The sequence below is a fragment of the Microbispora sp. H13382 genome, assembly GCF_014161445.1.
In the GTDB taxonomy this organism is placed as follows: Bacteria; Actinomycetota; Actinomycetes; order Streptosporangiales; family Streptosporangiaceae; genus Microbispora.
Map to the genome: position 1 here is coordinate 26,282 of NZ_JABBXA010000006.1, position 21,055 is coordinate 47,336.

Genomic DNA, 21,055 nt, shown 5'->3' on the forward strand with positions numbered 1-21,055 from the left:
CCTGTGTGCCCGGTAGCGGTGCTCAGTAGCGGGGCTTGCGGCTCATCGCGATGCCGGCGATGAGGAACACCACGCCGAGCCCGCCGTACACGAAGGCGTGGGTGGTGGCGGGCGGCTTCACGCTGGCGTTGGCGATGGCCAGCCCGAGGCCCACCAGGCCGCTGATGTAGCAGAAGATCGCTAGAAAGATCTTCCAGAAGGGGCTCATGACGTACTCCGTTCGGACTCGGCGGGACCACCCGGTGCGGTCCCGGCGACGACGAGGCCGAGCAACATGACCCAGGCGTCGGGGTCGGCGCGGAAACGCCGCCACCGGTCGGCCGCCAGGGCGAGCTCGGGCAGGGACAGGGCCCCGGAGGCGACCAGCGGCGCCAGCCGCTCCGGCCCCATGTGGGGGGCGAACGCCTCGGTGGGGCGGTCGTCGTTGGTGGTGGCGAACGGCCGCAGCACCACCTCGCGGAAGCCCGCGCGGCGCAGGATCCGGGTGAGCTTGCGGCCGATCAGCCGGTCGCCTCCGGCCTGGCGCTGCGCCCCGGCCATGCGGCCGTGGACGCCGGCCAGTTCCGGGTACATCGGGTCGGCCAGGCCCCACAGCATGCTGTCCACCTCGATCACGACCAGCCGCCCGCCCGGCCGCAGCACCCGCAGGGCCTCGGCCACCACCGCCGCGGGGTCGGCCACGTGCTGCAGGACGTACCGCAGCAGGACCGTGCCCACCACGCCGTCCGCCAGCGGCAGCCGTACGGCGTCGCAGCCCATCAGGGGGACCCGGGCGTCCGCCGCGTGCGCCAGCAGCGCGGTGTCGATGTCGGCGGCCACGATGGGCAGGTCCGGCAGCGCGGCCCGCAGCCGCCGCGTGACGGCGCCCGAGCCCGCCCCGAGCTCCAGCAGGGGGGCGGGGACGCCGACGTCGAGCAGGACCCGCAGCTCCTCGTCGAAGGAGAGCTCCGCCTGGGCCTCCAGCCGTGCCAGCTCGCCGGACAGGCCTCCGGCGGTCGTCGTGGCCGGGTCGTAGGAGCCGGCGCTCACCCCGCTCGCCCCGCTCATCTGGGCCTCGGGACCATCAGCATGCCGTGCCGGGGGCGCAGCGTGACGAGGGCCTCGGGCTCGACGGGGAAGCCGGGGACGAGCTCCGGGCGCACGCCGCGCAGCAGTACGGCCAGCACGAGAGTGGCCTCGACCATCGCGAAGTGGCGGCCCACGCACACCCGCGGACCACCGCCGAAGGGGAGGTACTGGTGCCCCGCGTGGGTGTGCTCGGCCGTGAACCGGTCCGGTGCGTACGTCTCCGGGTCGTGCCAGTACCGCGGATCCCGGTGGAGTACGTACGGGCTGACGCACACGAGCGTGCCGGGCGGTATCGGGTAGCCGCCGACGACGTCGGCCTCGACGGAGCGCCGGGAGATGAGCCACACGGGCGGGTACAGCCGCATGGCCTCCTTGATCGCCCGCTGGCAGGCCGCCAGCCGGGGCAGGTCGGCCGCGGTGGCGGTCCGGTCCCCGCCCAGCACCTCGTCCACCTCCGCGCGCACCGCCCGCGCGACATCGGGGTGGCGGTCGAGGAGGTAGAGCGTCCAGGTCAGCGCCTTGGCCGTGGTCTCGTGCCCGGCCATGACGATCGTCAGCACCTGGTCGCGCAGGTCGGTCGCGGTCATCGCGTGCCCCGAGGCCAGCATCGCGCCGAGCAGGTCGTCGCCCTCCTGGCCGGTGGCCCGCCGGGCGGCCACGATCGCCCGCGTGACACCGTCGAGGAACGCCTTCGCCCGGCGGAACCCCTCCCTGCCGCCTCCCTCGGACGCGGGGTCGAAGTGGCCGATGAAACGGTTGACCTCGTCCACCGCCCGTCCGAAGCCGTCTCCGACGCCCGCGATGTCGGCGCCGAGCATGGCCCGTGCGAGGACGGTGAGCGTGAGAGAAGTCAGGTCGTGGTCGACCCGGACCGCCGCGCCCTCCTCACCGGCCCGCCGCCACCGCTCGGTCAGGCCGGCCGCGGCGTCGGTCATGATCTGGTCGAACCGCTCGACCTCGGTCGGGCGGAAGGCCGGGGCGATCATCTTGCGCTGCCGGGCCCACTCCTCGCCGCCGCTGGTCAGCAGGCCGTTGCCGAGCAGAGGACGCAGCATGTCGTCGTCGGGCGTGCGGTCCTTGGTGTAGTTGGCGCCGTTGTCCTTCAGCACGTGCCGGGCCAGGTCGGGCCGGTGCAGCATGTAGACCGGCCCGGTCTCCGTCTCGTGCCTGGTCACGTCGCCGTAGGCGGCCATCTCGGTGACGAAGCGCAGCGGGGCCTCCCGCATCGCGCGCAGACTCTGGGCGCCCTGCGGCCCCGGTGGCAGGGATACGTATCGATTGTGCGTACCGGCCATGCCCACCCCCAGTTTTCAGTAATACGTATTCTCCGGGGAATTGCGCATGCGATTCACGGCCAATACGTACCGGGTGATATTTCCTGATCGGAGCATAGTCTCCGTCGTGCACGGCCTCAATACTTATGCCCCGGCGCGAAAATTAAGTCTGTCCCGGACTTCCCGGCCGTGTAAGACTCCATTTTGAAAGCGGCGAAACACAACGCCGCGAAAAAGCCGGGAGGCATGTCATGTCTTTGGACCCGAGGCAGCGCGCGGAATTCGTGAACGCGTACACCCGCGTTCTGATCACGGCGTGGTCGAGTGAGGAATACTCGGCGCGGCTGGACTCCGACCCCCGCTCGGCCCTGGCCGAGTCCGGTCTGGAGCTGCCCGCGGGAGCCGAGGTCGTGCTCGTCCGTAACATCCCCGAGGGCCACCACGACAGCAACATCGACGTACAGGTCGCGCTCTGGGAGCGGGGCCTCGAGACGGGCCGGTTCGAGCTGCACATCCCCGAGACGCCGCAGGTCGACATGGCCGAGCTGAGCGAGGGCGACCTCGACTCCATCGCGGCCGGCGCGAGCGCGCAGGAAGCGATCGACATCAACTGCTGCTGCTGCCCCTGCTGCTGCTGCACCTGACATCACGACCCACTCGGAGGACCAGGCCATGTCCACGGTCGCCGACCAGGCGAATCCCGTCCACGTGCGCTCCCTGCGCAAGCGGTACGGTCCGGTGAACGCGGTCGAGGAGGTGGACCTCGACGTGCGGAGCGGCGAGGTGTTCGCCCTCCTCGGGCCGAACGGCGCCGGCAAGACCACCACGGTGGAGATCCTGGTGGGCGTTCGCCGGCGGACCTCCGGCGACGTGCGCGTCCTCGGCCGCGACCCGGCCGAGGACGCGCCCGAGTGGCGCGCCCGGATCGGTGTCGTCCCCCAGACGACGGGGGCGTACACCGATCTGACCGTACGCGAGGTGGTCGAGCACTTCGCGTCGTTCTATCCCGCGCCGCTGCCGGTGGCCGAGGTGATCGACATGGTCGGCCTCGGCAAGCAGGCGCGCAAGCAGGCGCAGACGCTCTCCGGCGGCCAGGCGCGGCGGCTCGACGTCGCGGTCGGCGTCGTCGGAGACCCCGATCTGATCTTCCTGGACGAGCCGACGACGGGGCTCGACCCCGTCGCCCGCCGTGAGGCGTGGGACCTCGTCCGCTATTTCACCGGCCGGGGCAAGACCACCGTGCTGACCACCCACTACCTGGACGAGGTCGAGGCGCTGGCGCAGCGCGCGGCCGTCATCGTCAACGGGCGGGTCGTCGAGTCGGGCCCGGTGACGGAGCTGGGCGGCCGGCGCGCGACGCCCGCGGCGGTGAGCTTCGCCAGGACGGACGGGCTCGGCGCGAGCCTGCCCGCGCTGCCGGGCGACGCCGTGGTGGAGGAGGCGGAGGGCCTGGTCGTCGTGCGTACGCACCATCCCACCGAGGCCATGGCCGCGCTGCTGCCCTGGGCGGCCTCCTCCGGCGTCCGCGAACTGCCGGACCTGCGCATCCACCGGCCGTCGCTGGAGGAGATCTACCTGGACCTCATCCGGAGCAACCAGGAAGGCGGTGTCGTGTGATGAGCGCTCCCAACGCGGCCCTCACCAGCGAAGGCGGCGCGGTGGTGCTCGATCCCGTCCGCTCCGCCGTGTGGCGGGCGGCCGTCTCGCGGTCGTCGGTCGAGCTCAAGTCGTTCTTCCGCAACCGGCAGTCGCTGGTCTTCACCCTGCTGCTGCCCGTCGTGCTGCTGGTCGTCCTCGGCTCCATCTTCTCGGGGACCGTGCCCGGCACCCACACCGACTTCAAGCAGATGTTCATCGCGGGCATCATCGCCTGCGGCGTGATGAGCGTCAGCTTCAACGGGCTGGCCATCAGCATCGCGATCGAGCGCGACACCGGGATGATCCGCAGGCTGGCCTCCAGCCCGATGCCGAAGTCCGCCTACTTCGTCGGCAAGGTGGCGAGGGTGGCCGTGACCGGCACCCTGGAGACGCTGCTGCTGCTGGCCGTCGGCGTGCTGGCGTTCGGGCTGCCGCTGCCCTCGACCGCCGCCCGCTGGGAGACGCTCGTGTGGGTGCTGATGCTCGGGGCCGTGGCCTGCACGCTGCTGGCCGTGGCCTTCAGCTCGGTCATCCCCAACGCCCGGTCGGCGTCGGCCATCGTCACGCTGCCGTTCCTGGTGCTGCAGTTCATCTCGGGGGTGTTCTTCCCCTACAGCCAGCTGCCGTCGTGGATGCAGACGGTGGCGGCGCTGTTCCCGCTCAAGTGGATGACCCAGGGGCTGCGCTCGGTGTTCCTGCCGAACGACTTCGCCCGTGTCGAGCCCGCGGGCGTGTGGGAGCTCGACCGCGTCGCGCTGGTGCTGGCCGCGTGGTGCCTGGCCGGGCTCGCGCTGAGCTTCCTGACCTTCCGCTGGCGTGGGCCGAACGTCCGCTGACCACCCCTCGGGTCAGGAGAGCCGGATCCGGAACTCGCCCAGCCGCCGCGGCACGAGCACGGGCGCCCAGGCCGGCGGGTCTCCGTCCGCGCGGATCGCGGGGAAGCGCTCGGCCAGGCCGCGCAGCAGCAGCGCGCCGGCCTGCCGGACGAGGGGCGCGCCCAGACAGAAATGGGTGCCGGCGCCGAAGGCGAGGTGGGGATTGGGAGACCGGGTCAGCACCAGGTCGCCCGGACGGTCGAAGACGTCCGGGTCCCGGTTGGCCGCCGCGACCACCGCGAGCACCCGCGCCCCGGCGGGGATCACCGCGCGCCCGAAGGACACCTCGGCGGTCGTCACCCTCGCCGTGAAGGGAATCGGGGCCTCCAGCCGCAGCAGCTCGTCGACCGCCGTACGGGCCAGGTCGTCGCCGCCGTCGCGCAGGGCGGCCAGCGCCTCGGGACGGGGCAGCAGCCAGAACAGCGCGTTGCCCACCATCTCGGCCAGCGGGCGCCAGCCGCCGACGACGGCCAGCGAGAGGATGCCCAGCATCTCCGGCCGGGTCAGCCGCTCGTCCGCGGCCAGCCGCGCGATCGACCCCCCGGGCCCGCGCGCCACGTGCGCGTCGAGGAAACGGGTCAGCTCGCCCATGGCCGCGCGGCCCTCCCGCGCGGCCTGGGGCCCCGCCAGCGGGTCGAGGTTGACCGAGGCCCGGCGCGCCAGGTCCGCGAAGGCCGTCTCGTCCTCGCGCGGCAACAGCAGCGTCCGGGCCAGCACGCCGGTCGCGAACGGCTCGCCGATATGCCGGGTGACCTCGGCCGCGCCCGCGAGCCCGTCGAGCAGGCCGTCGACGACGGCGGCGAGATCGCCGGCGAGCTCGCGCACCGCGGCGGGTCCGAGCAGGGCCGTGCCGGGGGCGCGCAGCCGGTTGTGGTCAGGGGGGTCGGTGGTCAGCATCGAGGCGGGCAGGTCGTCGTCCCGCACCCGCTCGCGCTGGCCCAGGGCCGCCGAGAACCGGGGATCCTTGAGCGCGCTCGCGCAGTGCTCGTGGGCCGTCAGCAGCCACATCCGGGACGTCACGTCGAAGTGGACCGGGTCGTTGGCCCGCAGCCAGTCGTACGCGGGGTACGGATCGGCCCTGCCGGCCGGCGAGAACGGATGGGCCAGACCGGCGGGAAGCCGGCGGAGAGCTGTCATCGGCGGTCCTTCGGGGCTGAGGACACAAGATCACGGCATCGCCACGCTACTACAGGGCGGCCGCCATCGGGATCAATGCGAGCAACTGCTGACCGAACGGGCCTATGGGAGGCTGCGATGCGGGTCGATGTAGTGGTCGTCGGCGCGGGGGTGAGCGGGCTGACCGCGGCGCGGCGGTTGAGTGACGCCGGGCTGGCCGTCGCGGTGGTCGAGGCCAGGGACCGCGTCGGCGGCCGGGTGCGCACGCACCGGCCGGGCGGCGACGAGCCGGCCCTCGAGCTTGGCGCCCAGGTGGTCCACGGTGACCGCAATCCGGTCTGGGACGTGCTGGAACCGGACGCGGCCGAACCGGTCAGCCCCGGCCGGGCGCTCGTCGCGACGGCGGGCCGGGTGCTGCCGCTGGGCGTGCTCGCCCGGCTGGGCAACCCGCCGTGGGCCGTGGAGCAGAGCCTGCTGGACGGGCAGGGGGAGGACGTGCCCGCGGCCGGGCGGCTCACCCGCGGCGACCAGGCCGAGTGGCTGCGGCAGAACTGGGCGGCCGACCCGGAGTCGCTCAGCACGGCGGGCATGGCGGCGGGACGCCGCGCCGACGACGTCGGCGAGGGCCGCTTCGCCGTCCGCGGAGGGTTCGACCTGCTGCCCGGCGCACTGGCCCGCGGGCTCGACGTGCACTGCGGGAGCCCGGTCAGGAGCATCACGTGGGCGCGCGGCCGGGTGGAGGCCCGCCTCGACGAAGGCGCGGTCATGGCCGCGGCGGCCGTGGTGACCGTGCCTCCGCCCGTCGTCGCCGGCGGGGCTCTCGCGATCGCGGACCTGCCGTCCCGCAAGCGGGCGGCGGCCGAGTCGCTGCGCCTCGGCGACGCGTGGTGCGCGGTGCTCACGCTCTGCCGGCCCGCCCCGGAGTCGGCCGTCGTGTTCGACGCCGAGGGCGGCCTGGGATTCGTGACCTCCACCGCAGGCAGCACACGGGTCCTGGTGGTGGCCAAGGCCGGGGCCGCCGCGCGGGCGCGCGAAGCGGCGCGCGAGGGACCGCCCCCGCTGGGCCGGGTGCTGCCCTGGGCCGGGGACGCCCGGCCCGAGCACGTCGAGGCGGCCGACTGGGGCGCGGACGCCTGGGCGACAGGGGCGTTCACCTACCCCCGCGTCGGCGCCCTGTGGGCACGGGCCGCGTGGGCGGAACCGGTGAGCGAAACGGTGTTCTTCGCGGGCGAGGCCACGGCGGCCGGCGTCCCGATGGTGCAGGCGGCGATGGCCAGCGGAAGGCGCGCGGCCGGAGAGGTCCTGGAGGCGGTAGGGCGATGAGTGTTGCGGTGCACACGGGCTGGTATCTGCTGGCGTTCGAGGAGGAGCTGGCCGAGGGACTGACGCCCCTGCGGCTCGGCGGGCGCAGGCTGCTCGCCGTACGGGACGGGTCGGGTGTCCGCGTGTTCGACGGGCTGTGCCCGCACCGGGGGGCGTCGCTCGGCCACGGCGGCAAACTGGACGGTGACTGCGTCATCTGCCCCTTCCACGGCAAGCGGGTGGCGCTCGGGGACACGGCCAGGCGCTGGTCGGTCGCCGAGTACGCCGTCGAGCGGGCGGGCGCGGCGGTGTTCGTGCGGCTGTCCGCGGACGACGACCGGGGCTTCCAGCGGACCATCAAAGAGGTGGCGGACGGCAACCTGGTCGTCGGTGCGGTGATCCAGCCGGTGGCGGTCCCCTCGGAGTACGTGGTGGAGAACGCCTTCGACGCGGAGCACTTCCACCAGGTCCACCTCGTGCCGCGCGTGATCGGCATGCGCGTCGCGCCCGGCCCCGACGGCGAGCTGGCGATCGAGGGGGAGTTCCGCACCAAGGCCCCGCCATGGGAGCGGGAGCGCCGCCTCGACTTCGCCTCACGGTTCTACGCCCGGGCCTTCAGCCCCAGCCTCGTGGTGACGGAACTGGGCACCGCGGACGCGCCGTACACGATCATCACGGGCGCCGTGCCGACTCCCGAGGGCTGCGTCGGGCGGGTCGCCATCGCGTTGCCGCCGGAGCGGGCCGAGGCGCTCGACGCGCTGGTCCACGGCGCGCGGTACGCCTTCGAGCAGGACCGCGTCGTCTGGGACCATCTCGATCCCGGCGCGCCGCAGCGGTACGACGCCGGCGACCGGCCCGTGCTGGCCTTCCGCCGGTTCTGCGCCACCTTCGGCGCCGTCGCGCCTCCCGGAGCCCCTGCCACGACCGGGACGGGGGGAGCGGCGTGATGCGGGTGCACGCGAGCGGCGCCGGCCCGGCCGTGCTGTGGATCCACGGCTACACGATGGACTCCTCCACCTGGCGCGACCTGTGGGCGCTGCTGCCCGGCAGGCGGCACGTCGGCGTCGACCTGCCCGGCCACGGCGGGTCGGGCCCGATGCCGCCGGGCACGACGCTGCCGGGTCTGGCCGACGAGCTCGCGGCCGTCGCGCGGGCGGAGGGGGCGCAAGACGTCGTCGCGCTGTCCTTCGGGTCGCTGGCCGGGATCCAGCTCGCCATCGACGCGCCCGACGTCGTACGACGTCTCGTCGTCGGAGCGCCCACCATCGCGGGCGCCCCCAGCGAGGCGGGGACGGCCCCGCGCTACCGCGAGCTGATGGCCCTGCGGCGGGCCGGCGCCGACGGCGCCGCCCTGGCGGACGTGTGGATGTCCTCGCCGCCCGACATCTTCCGGGGCACCCAGGCGCACCCCCGGCTGCGGGCGAGCCTGCGGTCGGTCATCGCCAGACACGGCTGGGACGAGCTGCGCACGGGCGCGATGGCGGCCTTCCACCGGCACACGCACACCGACCGGGCGCTCGGCGCGATCCGGGCCGACACGCTGGTCCTCGTCGGGGACGCCGAGATGCCGACGTTCGCGGCCAACGCCGAGCGGCTGGGCGCGGTGGTTCCGCGGTGCCGGGTGGCGCGGATGGCCGACGCGGGTCACCTGTGCATGATCGAGCGCCCGGAGGCCGCCGCGCGGCTCATCCGGCCGCACCTGGAAAGGAGCCGAGACGGTGCCGAGGCGTGAGACGTACGCGCAGGGCGCGCCCTGCTGGGTGGACTACATGGCGGCCGACCCCGATGGCGCGCGCGACTTCTACGCGGGCCTGTTCCGCTGGACGTTCGACGAGCCCGAGGAGTACGGCTACCGCCTGGCGCGGCGGGGCGGGGAGGTCGTCGGCGGGTTCGGCCAGGTGCCGCGGGGACGGGGGATGACGGCCGCCTGGAACACCTACCTGGCGGCGAAGGACGCCGAGGCGGTGGCCGGGCGGGTGGCGGCCCTGGGCGGCACCGTGGTGTTCGGGCCGCTCGGCGCCGGCGCGAACGGGCGGTTCCTGTTCGCGGTCGATCCGGCGGGCGCGTCGGTCGGTTTCTGGCAGGGACACTGGGCGGAGGGCATCGTGCTGGTCGACGAGTCCGGCGCGACCTGCGGCCACGAGCTGTGGGCGGCCGACCCCGCCGCGGCCCGCGTCTTCTACGCCGGGCTCTTCGGCGAGGAGACGCCGCCCGGGCGGGACGTGCGCGGGATGCCGCACGGGGCGTCCCCGCAGTGGGTGTCCTACTTCCTCGTGGACGACGTGCCCTCGGCGGTCTCAGCCGCCGAACGGGCGGGCGGCAGCGTGGCCGGGCAGGGGCACGACGGCCGCGAGGTGGTGTTGCGCGACCCCTGGGGCGCGCTGTTCGGCGTCAGGGACGGCCGGCTCCGCTCCGCGGGCGGAACCAGATGAAGAACGCGGCCACGAGGATCGCCCCCACGACCACGACGACCGCGCCCACGGTCCTGTCGATCATCAGTGACACGACGACCGCGATCGCGTACACCAGCGGCACGATGAGGCGGATGTTGCGCAGTCCCATGGCGTCTCCCCGAGGGAAAAGAATTCGGCGAACGCATCATCGGGCATTTCCGGTGGGCCGTCCAGCGTGATTCCGGTTATTACGCATCGGGATCGCGGGGACGTACGTATGCGTATTTCCGCCGTCAGATATGCAGGCCGGGCCGCAGCACGAGCAGATAGAACGCGACCACCGCCGCATAGGCGAGAAACGCCCACACGGGAAGCCGCCAGTCCGTTTCCGGCCTCTCCCGCCGTTCGTACGGCCGGCCCGCATTGGGCGTCATGAATCCGACCAGCGCCATTCCCGGTCCCCAGCAGCCGAGGATGCCGTAGAAGACCACCTCGGGGTCGCCGCCGAGGGCGGCGGGCACCAGCAGCGCCAGGCCCAGGAAGTAGGGGACCCACAGACGGGTCACGGCCGCCTTGCGGTCGCGCGGGGTGTCCAGCGGCACGCTCGCGGGCAGCGAGTCGAGGTACATCCGGCTGAGCGGCCGGGTGACCAGATAGAGCAGAGCCATCCCGGCGGCGGCGACGAGGAACTGGACGGCGACGGGCACGTGGTAGAGGCGGGCCAGGACGCCGGTGTCGCCCGGTGCGAGCAACGGCATGACCACCAGGTAGCCCAGGAACGCGGCGACGCCGGTCATCGCCAGCCACATCAGCAGCAGCCGGGGATAGGAGGGCCCGCGGCGGCGGTACAGCGCCCAGCAGACGAGGCCGGTGACGAGGCTGCCGACCGGGCCCGCGGCGGCCACCAGCGCCTCCTGCGCCCGTTCCGCCGAGGGCACGTGCAACTCGACGAACTGACCGATGGCAGGATGGAACCCCATCGCGCGGGCGGCCAGCGCGTGCGACCCTTCGTGCAGGAACACCTCGACCAACTGCGCCGTGGCGTACGACAGGGCCAGCGGCCCCCAGGCGGCGCGGAGGGAGGCGGTGCGCGGTGTGGCGGCGTCCCGCCGGGCCGCCGGGATCTCGGGGGTGCGCGTCACCCTGCCATGGAAGCAGAACCCGGGCACCCGGTCCAGGCGCTTTCCCGCGATTGGAATTTTATTCCAATAGGGCTGGAACTTGTTCTAGTGGCGGGTGCGTCTGACATCGCCGTCTTACCTGCGGTTATCGACGTCGTGTCACGGGGCGGATGCGAAGTCTCACCGGCCGGTAAAGGAAATCTAGAAACCCGCCAGTAGCCGCTCGGCGGCGATCTCGATGCGGTGCTGGATCTGTTCGTAGGTGCGCCGTCCGCGCAGCATCTCCAGCAACTCCTGCACCCAGACGCCCGCGAGGGAGCCGGTGAGCGCGAGCTGGTCGTCCGCGGGGATGTCCACCGTGCGGCCGTCGGTGGCGACGCGGAGCAGCAGGCTCGCCATCCGGTCGCCGAACGGCGCCTCCACCTCGGCCATGATCAGGGAGCGGATGAGCGCGTCGGCGAGCTCCGGCTCGCGCATCAAACCCCGCGTGGCCCGCATCAGCACGTCGACGGCGCGGCCGGCCGGGTTCTCGGCGGTCGGCGGACGCCTGTCCATGCTGGATTCCAGCAGGTCGATCTCCTCGCCGACCACCGCCACGACCAGGTCCATCTTCGAGGGGAAGTAGCGGTAGAGCGTTCCCAGGGCGACGCCGGCGCGCTCGGCGACCGTGCGCATCTGCATCGCCTCGACGCCTCCGCGGGAGGCGAGGGCGGCCGCCGCCTGGACGATGCGCCGGCGCCGTTGGTGCTGGCTCCGGGTGCGGACCCCGGGAGTCGCCGGGGCCGGATGGCCGCCCACGCCGGAGGGGCCTTCGGGGAGCGGTGGCGGAGCGTCGGCGAGAGCATGCGAAGTGCGCATAGGAACACGTTATCTGATTTCCGCTCCTTCCGGATGGTTACCCGCCAGTCACAAAAAGCGCTGACGGGCATATGACCGTTGTGTTTCCGTCGCGTGTCGCCGCCGGTTCGCCGGTCGCCCTATGGACAGATATTAGAATCTGTTCTAGTTTCCGGTTTGGGGTGGTGTCTCACCCCCGCAGGCAGATCCGCGGAACACCCGGGAGGTCCGGTGGACTTCGATCTCGACGAGACCCATGCGGAGTTGCGCGCGCTGGCCGCGTCGGTGCTGGACCGGGAGGCGGACCAGGCCAGGATCGAGGCGCACGAGCGCGGCGGCCGGCCGTACGACGCGGGGGCGTGGAAGGCGCTGGCGCAGGCGGGCCTGCTCGGCGCGTGCCTGCCGCCCGAGGCGGGCGGAGCCGGGCTCGGCCCGCTCGCGGCGGCGGTGATCCTGCGGGAGGCGGGAGCCCGCGTCGCGCCGGTCCCGGTGCTGCCCGGCCTGATCGCCGCGCTGACCGTCGCCGGGCACGGTTCCCGCGACCAGCAGCGGGCGCTCGCGCCGTTCGCCGAGGGGGAGGAGGTGCTGACCGTCGCCTTCCGCGAGGCGGGGGCGGCCCCGGGCGACCCACCGGCCGCGATCGCCAGAGGGGGAAGGATCACCGGACGGCCCGGGATCGTCCCGTACGCCGCCGAGGCGTCGGCCATCCTCGTGCCCGCGCGGTCCGCCGACGGCCTCGGGCTGTACCTGGTACGGCCGGGGGACGCGCGACTGCTGCCGGTCACGTCGCCGGCCGGGGAGCCCGCGGCCGCGGTCGTCCTGGACGACACGCCGGGCGAGATGGTGGGGGAGGCGGGCGAGGCGGCGGGTGGCGCGGCCGTCGCCGCGTTGCGGCTGAACACCCTGGCGGGCGTGACCGCCACCGCCTCCGGAGTCCTGGCCGGCGCGCTCGCGCTCACCAAGGACCACATCGCCGCGCGCAGGCAGTTCGGCCGGGTGCTCGCCGAGTTCCAGGCCGTGACCATGCAGATCGCCGACGTCTACATCGCCTCACGCGCGCTCGACGTGGCGATGTGGACGGGGGTGTGGCGGCTGACCGAGGGGCTGCCCGCGGCGCGTGACCTGGCCGTCGCCGCCCGCAACGCGGCCGGAGACGCCGTGCGTGCGCTCTACACCTGCCAGCACCTGCACGGCGGCATCGGCCTCGACCTGACCTATCCGCTGCACCGCTACTTCGGCCTGGGCACGCACCTCGCCCACCTGCTGGGCGGCGAGCAGGCCCAGCTCGACCTGATCGGAGCCCTGGTCTGATGTTCATCGACCTGACGACGGAGCAGCGGCGGCTCCGCGACGAGCTGCGGGACTACTTCGCGACCTGCCTGACCGGCGAGCAGCGCGCCGAGATCGCCCGGGACCCGTTCGGCGAGGCGTACATGGCGCACTGCCGCAGGCTGGGCCGTGACGGCAGGCTCGGCCTCGGGTGGCCGAAGGAGTACGGCGGGGGCGGCTACGGCCCGGTCGAGCAGCAGATCTTCGCCAACGAGGTCACCCGGGCCGAGGTGCCCTACCCGTTGATCACGCTGCAGACGGTCGGCCCGACGATCATGCAGTACGGCACGGACGCCCAGAGGGAGTTCTTCCTGCCGCGCATCCTGGCCGGAGAGTGCCACTTCGCCGTCGGCTACAGCGAGCCGGAGGCGGGCACCGACCTGGCCTCGCTGCGGACGACGGCGGTGCCGGACGGTGACCACTACGTGGTGAACGGGCAGAAGGTGTTCACCTCGGGCGCGCACCACGCCGACTACGTCTGGCTGGCCGCGCGCACCGATCCGGCGGCGAAGAAGCACCGCGGGATCACCATGATGATCGTCGACTGCGCGGACCCCGGGTTCTCCTGGACGCCGATCATCACCATGGACGGACGCCACCACACCAACGCGACGTACTACTCGGACGTGCGCGTCCCGCTCGACATGGTCGTCGGCGAGGTGAACAAGGGCTGGGACCTGATCGTCAGCCAGCTCAACCACGAGCGCGTGACGCTCGGGCCGGCCGGCAACATCGGGCACACCCTCGACCGTTTCACCCGCTGGGCCAAGACCGGCCGGGGCCGTGACGGCGCGCCGCTGTGGGAGCACCCCGGCGTACGGCGGGCCGTCGCCGAGGTGTACGTCTACTTCCGCACGAACGAGCTGCTGAACTGGCAGGTCGCGGCATCGATGGACCTCGGCTGGCTGGGCGCGCCCGACGCGTCGGCCACCAAGATCTACGCCTCGGAGCGGATGCAGGAGGTCGGCCGCATCGTCGGCGACACGCTGGCCCGCTTCGGCGACCCGTACGACGAGGAGACCCGGGACCTGGCCGAACGGGTGGACCGGGGCGCCAAGGGCGCGCTCGTGCTCACCTTCGGCGGCGGGGTCAACGAGGTGCAGCGCGAGCTGATCGCGATGCTCGGCCTCGGCCTGCCCAAGCCTCCCCGCTGACCCGGCCCGCGACTTCTCCCTCCGGGCGAGTGACGATCACTGCACGAAGTAGAAGACGGCCAGCGCGATGACCAGGCAGATCAGGATGCCGACGACCTCCCACAGCCAGTCGTAGTGCCGGTCGCCCTTGGCGCGCCGGCCCTTGCTCGCGCCGCCGTCGCCGGACGGCTTGCCGGCGTGCCTGCGGCCCGGACGCCTGGGGGCGGCGGGCAGCGGAACGGAGACCGCCGCGACGACCGGGTGGACCAGGATGTCCGCCTCCGTCCCGAACGTGTGGGCGGCGTGCTCGCCGTCCCTCTCCGACGGCGGCTCGTCCGGGACCTCGTCCCTGACGTCGTCCCTGACACTGGCCGGAGCGATCGGCTCGGCGGGCGGCAGCGGGAACTCCACGGACTGCGGGAAGGCCGGGGGGAAGGCCGGCGGGAACACCGTGGCCTCCTCGGCGGCGGGGGCCGGGGCGACCATCCCCGACTGCGCGGGGGCCTCGGTGGGCTCGGCGGGCTCGGCCTGCGGCGGCGTGCCGGCGGTCTCGGCCGTACGGAACGCGTCGAAGGGCTCGGCGAAGCGGAGCGTGTCGAACAACGCGTCCAGCGGGTCCCCCGGGCGGGCTGCGGCGGTGCCGCCGAAGGCGTCGAAAGGTTCCGCCGGGCGCGGTGTGTTTCCGGAGGCGTCGAACGGCTCCGCCGAACCCGGCACGGCTCCAGTAGCGTCGAACGGCTCCCCGGGACGGGGCATGGCGCCGAACGCGTCGTAAGGTTCCGCAGGACGCGGCGCGGTGCCAAAGGCGTCGAAGGGCTCCGCGGGGCGAAGCGGTGTGTCAGAGGCCAGGAGGGGCTCTGCGGGGCGAAGCGGCGTGTCGGAGGCCAGGAGGGGCTCCGCGGGGCGGGGCGGGGCGCCGAAAGCCTCGAACGGGTCCGCGCGGTGGGGGGCCTCGGAGACGCCGAACGCGTCGAACGGGCCGGCCTGACGGAAGGCGTCGAACGTGTTCGCGGCGGTCTCCGCGACGGCCGGAGCGGGCGGCGTGGCAGACGGTGTGGCAGACGGTGCGGCGGGCAGTGTGGCAGGCGGTGTGGCGGACGCGGTCTGGGCGGGTTCCTGGGGGGACTCCTGCGGCTCCACGGGCGCGGCCAGGGCCGCCTGCGGCTCCGTCGGCGCGGGCCGGCCGGGACGTCTCCTGCGCAGACGGCCCTCGCCGAGCGGATTGAGCAGCGCTCCCCGCAACCGGGGCATGGGCTCGGTCGTCGCCTCGTGCTTGGCCTTGCGCCGGGTGCCCTGCGGCTGCGCGATGGCGTCGGTCTTGACCACGCACGTGTTGGTGACCTGGTCGGGGTCGCTCAGCGGCAGCGGCCAGGTCGGCGTGGTCGGCCACAGCCTCTTGGTGACCAGTCCGGAGGAGTGTTCCTGACCCGCCGCGGCGCTGCCCGGCTCCTCGTACGGCAGCGCCGTCAGCACCCGATCGCGCACGGACGCGGCAGGCCGGCACCAGGGCAGCCGGGCCAGCACGTCGCCGACGGGGGAGACGCCGATGGCGTCGTAGACCTCCGCGACCGAGGCGGGCACGAACGGCGCCGACCTGGCGGCGGTGACCGCCGTCTCCAGGGTCTGGGCGAAGCGTCGCGTCGCCCCCGAGATCAGCTCCTCGGCGGTGTCTACCGCCACGTCGAGGACCAGTGACAGCTCGGGCGCCGTGAGGCCGCACACCTCCGACAGCAGCAGGACCTCGCGCTGGTGCGGCCGGATGTCCCGGAACACCCGCTCGATCAACGCGGTGGCGGGGTCGGCGACCGAGTCGACCGCCGGCAGCGCGTAACTGACGTCCCGGCGGTAGATCTCCCGGCGCGCCAGCACGTACAGCGCGGCGCGCGAGGGCGGTTCGGCGGTCGGAGCGGTGGTGAAGACGGCCACCACGGCGTCGGCGGCCGGCGTGGTCTGGCCGAGCTGGTCGTGGCAGTACGCGAACAACCCCGAGGCGTGACGCTCGTAGAGCTCGGCGATCAGCTCGCTTCTGGAGCGCTGACCGGTGAGCGGTGGAGTCACGACCGGCTCCTCTGAGTTTCGTGCTGGTCCGTATCGGAGGGACGCGGCGGAGGGATGGGAGAGGCGTGAGAGTAATCATGCCAACACATCGCCGCGCCACGCATCAGGAGATGCCCTATTGATAGATATCTAGGCCCGGATATCGGAGGTTCCCGCCTAGGCTGGCCGCCGGGTGTTCTGTCCGGAACGGGTGGCGTTTGATATCCGGGAGGCTCACGGGGAAGAGCGAGTGGGCCTCCTGATGTTGGGTTGATCGCACACTCTTTCGAAGGGCGAGATGGCGTGATCACGTTCGAAGGCGTCACCAAGCGCTACCGGGACGGAACGGTGGCCGTGGACGACCTCAGTCTGGAGGTGCCCACGGGGGCGATCACCGTGTTCGTGGGCCCCTCAGGCTGCGGCAAGACCACGTCGCTGCGGATGATCAACCGCATGATCGACGCCACCTCCGGCCGCATCACCCTGCACGGCCGCGACGTGCGCGAGATCGACCCGCCCACGCTCCGGCGCGGCATCGGGTACGTGATCCAGCAGGCGGGCCTCTTCCCGCACCGGAAGATCGTGGACAACGTGGCGACCGTGCCGTACCTGCTGGGCTGGAGCAAACAGAGGGCGCGCGCCCGGGCGATGGAGCTGCTGGAGCTGGTCGGCCTCGACCCGGGGCTGGCCGGCCGGTATCCCTTCCAGCTCTCGGGCGGCCAGCAGCAGCGGGTCGGCGTGGCCAGGGCGCTCGCGGCCGATCCTCCGGTGCTGCTCATGGACGAGCCGTTCAGCGCCGTCGACCCGATCGTGCGGGCCAGCCTGCAGGACGAGTTGCTGCGGCTGCAGTCGGAGCTGCGCAAGACGATCGTGTTCGTCACCCACGACATCGACGAGGCGGTCAAGCTCGGCGACACGGTGGCCGTCCTGCGCGTCGGCGGGCGGCTGGCCCAGATGGCCGGCCCGGCCACGCTGCTCACCGAGCCCGCCGACGACTTCGTCCGCGAGTTCCTCGGCCGCGACCGCGGCATCCGGCGGCTGTCGTTCATCTCGGCCAAGGAGGTGCGCCTCCGCCCGGCGCCGTCCGATCTGGCGACCGACGAGGCCGGCAGGCCGCTCGGCTGGCGGACCGCGGACGGGCTCGCGGCGTACGGGACCTTCGACCCGGAGACGGACTCGCTGCGGGCGGCGCTCGACGCGGCCCTGCTGTCGGCGAACGGCGTCGCGGTCGCCGTGGACGAGGAGGGCCGCGTGCGCGGCGTGGCGGGGCGTGACGCGATCGACGAACTGCTCGCCGAGTACGCGCCACCCGCCGCGCCGTCCCCGCCGGTCGCGCCGTCTGCGGACGCCGGGCCGGCCGAGGGGGCGCCCGCGTGAGCCAGGAGCCTCTGGTCCGCTGGGACTGGATCGCACGCAACTGGGCCAACGGAGGCCCCACCGCGATCAGCGCCCTGCTGGAGAACCACGTCGTGATGGCCTTCCTTCCCGTGCTGTTCGGGCTGGTCGTGGCCCTGCCGCTGGGCCTGGCCTGCGTACGGTGGCGCTGGCTGTACCAGCCGACGGCCGCGCTGATGAACGTCACCTACTCGCTGCCGTCCCTCGTGCTGTTCTCGATCTTCCTGTCGGTCACCGGGCTCACCCGGTCGACCGTCGTCATCCCGCTGACGTTCTTCGCGCTCGCGGTCCTGATCCCCGCCGTCGTGGACGGCCTGGCCTCGGTGCCCGACCCCGTACGGCAGTCGGCGGTGGCGATGGGGTTCCGGCCCGCGCGCCGGCTGCTCCGGGTCGAGCTGCCGGTCGCGGTGCCGGTGGTCCTGGCCGGGCTGCGGGTCGCCACCGTGTCCAGCATCAGCCTGGTCAGCGTGGGCGCGCTGATCGGCCAGGGCGGGCTGGGCAACCTGTTCATCGACGGCTGGCAGCGGCAGTTCTACACGCCCATCGTGGTCGGGATCGTGCTCATCGTCCTGCTCGCCGTGCTCGCCGACGGGCTGCTCGTGCTCGCCCAGCGGCTGCTGACCCCCTGGTCCCGGGCGAGGAGGGCGGCGTGAACTTCCTGGCCGACTTCTTCGGCGACGCGTCGCGCTGGTCCGGGCCCGACGGCATCCCCGTCCGGCTGCTGGAGCACCTGGAGTTCTCGGCGGCGGCCTTCCTCGTCGCGGCGTTGATCGCCGTGCCGCTCGGCATGCTCATCGGCCACACGGGCCGCGGCGCGCTGCTCGTCGTGGTCGCGGCGAACGCCGCCCGGGCGTTGCCGACGCTCGGCCTGCTCGTGCTCGTGGTGCTGCTGGCGGGCGTGGGGACCGTGCTGCCGGTGCTGATCCCGCTGATCGTGCTGGCGATCCCGCCCATCCTGGTGAACACGTACGAGGGTGTGCGGGGGGTGGACGCCGACCTGCGCGACGCCGCGTACGGCATGGGCCTGCGCGGGCGGCAGGTGCTGTTCCGGACGCTGACCCCGGTCGCGCTGCCGCTGATCCTGCTGGGCCTGCGCCTCGCCGCGATCCAGGTCGTCTCGACCGCCACCGTCGCGGCGTTCGTCGGTCTGGGCGGGCTCGGCCGGTTCATCATCGACGGCCTGGCGACCAAGACCTATGCGAGCGTCATCGGGGGAGCGGTCCTGGTGGCCGCCCTCGCCCTGGCCGTCCAGTTCGCCTTCCTCCTCCTGGACCGGGTGGTCGTTTCGCCCGGAGTCCGCCAGGTCCGGTAATCTCCCTATTATCCCCTGACAATGAAGGGAATATTCCGTATGAGGCGTATTTTCGGCGTCGCGGCGGTCGCGCTGACCGCGGCGCTCACGTTATCGGGCTGCGGGGGTTCCGACCCGCTGTCCAGCACGGCGACCGCCGCTCCGTCGGCCTCCGGTTCGGGCGGCGCCGCCCCCGTGAAGGTCGTCGTCGGTTCCTTCGACTTCCCCGAGAGCGTCCTGCTCGCCTCGATGTACGCCCAGGCCCTCCAGGCCAAGGGGGTCACCGTGGAGGAGAAGCCGAACATCGGCAGCCGCGAGGTGGTCTACGACCAGGTCAAGAGCGGCGGCCTGACCGTGCTGCCCGAGTACATCGGGTCGCTGCTGGCCTTCGTCGACAAGTCGAGCACGGCCAAGACCAAGGACGAGATCGTCGCGGGTCTCAAGGCCAAGCTGCCGCCGGAGCTGGAGATCCTGGAGCCGTCGGCGGCGGAGGACAAGAACTCCCTGTCGGTGACGAAGGCCACGGCCGACAAGTTCAAGCTGACCACCATCGAGGACCTGGCCAAGGTCGCCAAGGACTTCGTCGTCGGCGGGCCGCCGGAGTTCAAGCAGCGGCAGGAGGAGAACTTCAAGAGCGTATACGGCCTGGAGTTCAAGCAGTGGAAGCCCACCGGGGCGACCACCGCCGACGCGATCAAGAGCGGCACGGTCCAGGTGGGCAACGTGTTCACCACCGACCCCAAGATCGTGCTCAACGACCTTGTGCCGCTGGAGGACAACAAGAACGCGTTCGGGTTCGACAACGTCACACCCCTCGTCTACAAGGCCGGGGTGGACGACACCGTGACCTCCACACTGAACGAGATCTCCGCCAAGCTCGACACGCAGACCCTCCTGTCGTTGATGCAGCGGATCGCCGTCGACAAGGACGACCCGCCCGTGGTCGCCAAGGACTGGCTCACCCAGAACGGCCTGCTGTGACCTGAGCCGGGGGCCCGGCCCGCTCCACTTCCCGGGCCCCCGGCCGCGTTCACCACCTGAGCGGAAGCGTGGCGATGAAGTCGTCGAGCCGCCGGGAGATGATCTCGTGGTCGTGGGCGGAGGGGTGCCAGTCGCAGCCGCCGTAGTCCAGATCCGTGTTGTCGTAGTACCAGAAGCGGACCCGGTCGTCGCCCTGATCGTTGCGATCCTGGACGATCTGCCGCGCCGCGTCGGCGAACGCCGTGGTGTTGGACATGTAGGTGGCGCTGACCACGATGATCGCGCGCTTGCCGTACCGGGCGCGCAGCTTGTCGATGAAGCCGTGGTAGGCGGTCGTGTAGGCGGCGACCAGGGATTCCGGCGTCCACGGCTCGCCCGGGTTGATCGCGGTGGAGAAGTCGTTGATGCCGAGACCGATCACGATCAGTTGCGGATGCCAGGTGCCCGGGTTCTTCCACACGTCGCCGGACACGCCGATGAGGGCGCGGTCGTAGTAGGTGCGGTAGTCGGTGCCGGGCTCGATCCCGTTGTAGTTGCGCACCATGCCGCGGCCGGAGAAGGCGTTGATCTGGTAATCGGCGCCGAGGCCGTGGGCGGTGAGGGCGCCGAAGCTGACGTCGGCGTTGGTGTTCCTGTCGATCTGGCCCGGGGCGGGGCAGTCACGGGTGGCGGACATGTTGCCGTAGCCGGCGGTGTAGGAGTCGCCGATGAACTCGATCTGCCGGCGGCGATCGGCCGGCCTGGGCAGGATGGCGCCGCCGGGGGCGGCGACGAATCCGTCGAACCGGCCGGCGGACCACGGGCTCTCCGTGCGCTTGACGAGCCGCACGCTGTGCACGCCGTGACTCAGGTTCCTGACCCAGTAGGTGGTGCGGCCGGGGGTCACCAGCGTGGCGACGGTGGCGCCGTCGACCTGGACGTCGTAGTCGTTAACCGCGTCGTCGATCGCGATCCCGACCCCGTTGCCGCGGAAGCGGCCCTCGAAGTAGACGCCCGGCCAGCTGTACCGCATCGAGCCGCCGGCCACCTCGACCCGGCCGGCGGTGTGCGCCTTCGCCGGCACGGCCGGCGCCGGTTTCGGCACCGCCGTCGCCCCGGGCGCGGTGGCCGCGTCGGCGGCCCCCGGTAACAGCGTGGCGGTCACTGCCAGCGCGGCCAGCGCCGCTTTCACCTGTGTGCGTCGCACGGTCTCTCCTTCTGCCTGCCGGTGGAAGGGCCGCGGGCCTTCTCGTCCGGCCGGGCGCCGAGCAACCGGCGATGAACGT

Annotated in this window: 22 protein-coding genes; 13 read left to right on the forward strand and 9 right to left on the reverse strand. The window is 72.7% G+C overall.

Annotation, left to right across the window (positions count from 1 at the left end; translation table 11 throughout):
• Positions 1-22 precede the first annotated feature (22 nt).
• Genes HHX41_RS14170 through HHX41_RS14180 form a run of 3 tightly spaced genes read right to left on the reverse strand, consistent with a single transcriptional unit; the run spans position 23 to position 2,294 of the window.
• Positions 23-208, reverse strand: coding sequence for a hypothetical protein (locus tag HHX41_RS14170; protein ID WP_169984297.1), 186 nt, complete (start codon positions 206-208; stop codon positions 23-25).
• Positions 205-1,047 (reverse strand): methyltransferase domain-containing protein, encoded by an 843-nt coding sequence (locus tag HHX41_RS14175; protein ID WP_169984296.1) that lies wholly within the window; start codon positions 1,045-1,047, stop codon positions 205-207. The genes HHX41_RS14170 and HHX41_RS14175 overlap by 4 nt, the downstream gene beginning before the upstream one ends.
• The gene (locus HHX41_RS14180) at positions 1,044-2,294 is read right to left on the reverse strand and encodes a cytochrome P450 (RefSeq protein ID WP_182906355.1); all 1,251 of its coding nucleotides are present in this window, start codon (positions 2,292-2,294) and stop codon (positions 1,044-1,046) included. Before HHX41_RS14180 ends, HHX41_RS14175 begins: the two co-directional genes overlap by 4 nt.
• A 299-nt stretch (positions 2,295-2,593) precedes the next feature.
• Between HHX41_RS14180 and HHX41_RS14185 the strand changes: the two genes are divergently transcribed.
• The 3 genes from HHX41_RS14185 to HHX41_RS14195 are packed head-to-tail and all read left to right on the forward strand — an operon-like array spanning position 2,594 to position 4,816.
• The gene (locus HHX41_RS14185) at positions 2,594-2,986 is read left to right on the forward strand and encodes a hypothetical protein (protein WP_211592441.1); all 393 of its coding nucleotides are present in this window, start codon (positions 2,594-2,596) and stop codon (positions 2,984-2,986) included.
• A 28-nt stretch (positions 2,987-3,014) separates the two neighbouring features.
• On the forward strand, positions 3,015-3,959 hold the full coding sequence (locus HHX41_RS14190; RefSeq protein WP_169984294.1) for an ABC transporter ATP-binding protein: 945 nt from the start codon (positions 3,015-3,017) through the stop codon (positions 3,957-3,959).
• Complete coding sequence (locus HHX41_RS14195) at positions 3,959-4,816, forward strand: ABC transporter permease (protein WP_169984293.1); 858 nt, start codon at positions 3,959-3,961, stop codon at positions 4,814-4,816. Before HHX41_RS14190 ends, HHX41_RS14195 begins: the two co-directional genes overlap by 1 nt.
• Positions 4,817-4,828: 12 nt before the next feature.
• On the opposite strand, the gene HHX41_RS14200 is transcribed toward HHX41_RS14195, so the two are convergent.
• Entirely contained in the window at positions 4,829-5,992 is a 1,164-nt protein-coding gene (locus HHX41_RS14200) for a cytochrome P450 (protein ID WP_182906356.1), read from the reverse strand.
• Between the two features lie 117 nt (positions 5,993-6,109).
• On the opposite strand from HHX41_RS14200, the gene HHX41_RS14205 reads away from it, so the two are divergent.
• The 4 genes from HHX41_RS14205 to HHX41_RS14220 are packed head-to-tail and all read left to right on the forward strand — an operon-like array spanning position 6,110 to position 9,705.
• On the forward strand, positions 6,110-7,294 hold the full coding sequence (locus HHX41_RS14205; protein WP_182906357.1) for an FAD-dependent oxidoreductase: 1,185 nt from the start codon (positions 6,110-6,112) through the stop codon (positions 7,292-7,294).
• Positions 7,291-8,220 (forward strand): Rieske 2Fe-2S domain-containing protein, encoded by a 930-nt coding sequence (locus HHX41_RS14210; protein WP_182906358.1) that lies wholly within the window; start codon positions 7,291-7,293, stop codon positions 8,218-8,220. The genes HHX41_RS14205 and HHX41_RS14210 overlap by 4 nt, the downstream gene beginning before the upstream one ends.
• Positions 8,220-9,005 (forward strand): alpha/beta fold hydrolase, encoded by a 786-nt coding sequence (locus tag HHX41_RS14215; RefSeq protein WP_182906359.1) that lies wholly within the window; start codon positions 8,220-8,222, stop codon positions 9,003-9,005. The genes HHX41_RS14210 and HHX41_RS14215 overlap by 1 nt, the downstream gene beginning before the upstream one ends.
• Positions 8,992-9,705, forward strand: coding sequence for a VOC family protein (locus tag HHX41_RS14220; protein ID WP_182906360.1), 714 nt, complete (start codon positions 8,992-8,994; stop codon positions 9,703-9,705). The genes HHX41_RS14215 and HHX41_RS14220 overlap by 14 nt, the downstream gene beginning before the upstream one ends.
• On the opposite strand, the gene HHX41_RS14225 is transcribed toward HHX41_RS14220, so the two are convergent.
• From HHX41_RS14225 to HHX41_RS14235, 3 genes are all read right to left on the reverse strand, one after another.
• Positions 9,665-9,835, reverse strand: coding sequence for a hypothetical protein (locus HHX41_RS14225; RefSeq protein WP_169984287.1), 171 nt, complete (start codon positions 9,833-9,835; stop codon positions 9,665-9,667). The genes HHX41_RS14220 and HHX41_RS14225 overlap by 41 nt on opposite strands.
• Before the next feature lie 124 nt (positions 9,836-9,959).
• Positions 9,960-10,808 (reverse strand): hypothetical protein, encoded by an 849-nt coding sequence (locus HHX41_RS14230; protein ID WP_182906361.1) that lies wholly within the window; start codon positions 10,806-10,808, stop codon positions 9,960-9,962.
• Between the two features lie 180 nt (positions 10,809-10,988).
• Positions 10,989-11,645, reverse strand: coding sequence for a TetR family transcriptional regulator (locus HHX41_RS14235; protein ID WP_169984285.1), 657 nt, complete (start codon positions 11,643-11,645; stop codon positions 10,989-10,991).
• A 210-nt stretch (positions 11,646-11,855) separates the two neighbouring features.
• Between HHX41_RS14235 and HHX41_RS14240 the strand changes: the two genes are divergently transcribed.
• Both HHX41_RS14240 and HHX41_RS14245 read left to right on the forward strand, forming a co-directional pair.
• Positions 11,856-12,935 carry an acyl-CoA dehydrogenase family protein gene (locus HHX41_RS14240; protein WP_182906362.1) on the forward strand — a complete coding sequence of 360 codons (1,080 nt, stop codon included), beginning with the start codon at positions 11,856-11,858 and terminating at the stop codon, positions 12,933-12,935.
• Entirely contained in the window at positions 12,935-14,107 is a 1,173-nt protein-coding gene (locus HHX41_RS14245) for an acyl-CoA dehydrogenase family protein (protein ID WP_182906363.1), read from the forward strand. Before HHX41_RS14240 ends, HHX41_RS14245 begins: the two co-directional genes overlap by 1 nt.
• Before the next feature lie 36 nt (positions 14,108-14,143).
• On the opposite strand, the gene HHX41_RS14250 is transcribed toward HHX41_RS14245, so the two are convergent.
• Positions 14,144-16,144: an RNA polymerase sigma factor gene (locus HHX41_RS14250; RefSeq protein ID WP_182906364.1), complete on the reverse strand. Its 2,001-nt coding sequence runs from the start codon at positions 16,142-16,144 to the stop codon at positions 14,144-14,146.
• 282 nt (positions 16,145-16,426) lie between these two features.
• On the opposite strand from HHX41_RS14250, the gene HHX41_RS14255 reads away from it, so the two are divergent.
• Genes HHX41_RS14255 through HHX41_RS14270 form a run of 4 tightly spaced genes read left to right on the forward strand, consistent with a single transcriptional unit; the run spans position 16,427 to position 19,790 of the window.
• Complete coding sequence (locus HHX41_RS14255) at positions 16,427-17,500, forward strand: ABC transporter ATP-binding protein (protein WP_182906365.1); 1,074 nt, start codon at positions 16,427-16,429, stop codon at positions 17,498-17,500.
• Positions 17,497-18,171 carry an ABC transporter permease gene (locus HHX41_RS14260; RefSeq protein ID WP_310741984.1) on the forward strand — a complete coding sequence of 225 codons (675 nt, stop codon included), beginning with the start codon at positions 17,497-17,499 and terminating at the stop codon, positions 18,169-18,171. Before HHX41_RS14255 ends, HHX41_RS14260 begins: the two co-directional genes overlap by 4 nt.
• On the forward strand, positions 18,168-18,830 hold the full coding sequence (locus HHX41_RS14265; RefSeq protein ID WP_169984280.1) for an ABC transporter permease: 663 nt from the start codon (positions 18,168-18,170) through the stop codon (positions 18,828-18,830). Before HHX41_RS14260 ends, HHX41_RS14265 begins: the two co-directional genes overlap by 4 nt.
• A 39-nt stretch (positions 18,831-18,869) precedes the next feature.
• Positions 18,870-19,790, forward strand: a complete 921-nt coding sequence (locus tag HHX41_RS14270; protein ID WP_169984279.1) for an ABC transporter substrate-binding protein — start codon at positions 18,870-18,872, stop codon at positions 19,788-19,790.
• A gap of 49 nt (positions 19,791-19,839) precedes the next feature.
• On the opposite strand, the gene HHX41_RS14275 is transcribed toward HHX41_RS14270, so the two are convergent.
• The gene (locus HHX41_RS14275) at positions 19,840-20,976 is read right to left on the reverse strand and encodes an SGNH/GDSL hydrolase family protein (RefSeq protein WP_220504060.1); all 1,137 of its coding nucleotides are present in this window, start codon (positions 20,974-20,976) and stop codon (positions 19,840-19,842) included.
• Between the last annotated feature and the right edge of the window lie 79 nt (positions 20,977-21,055).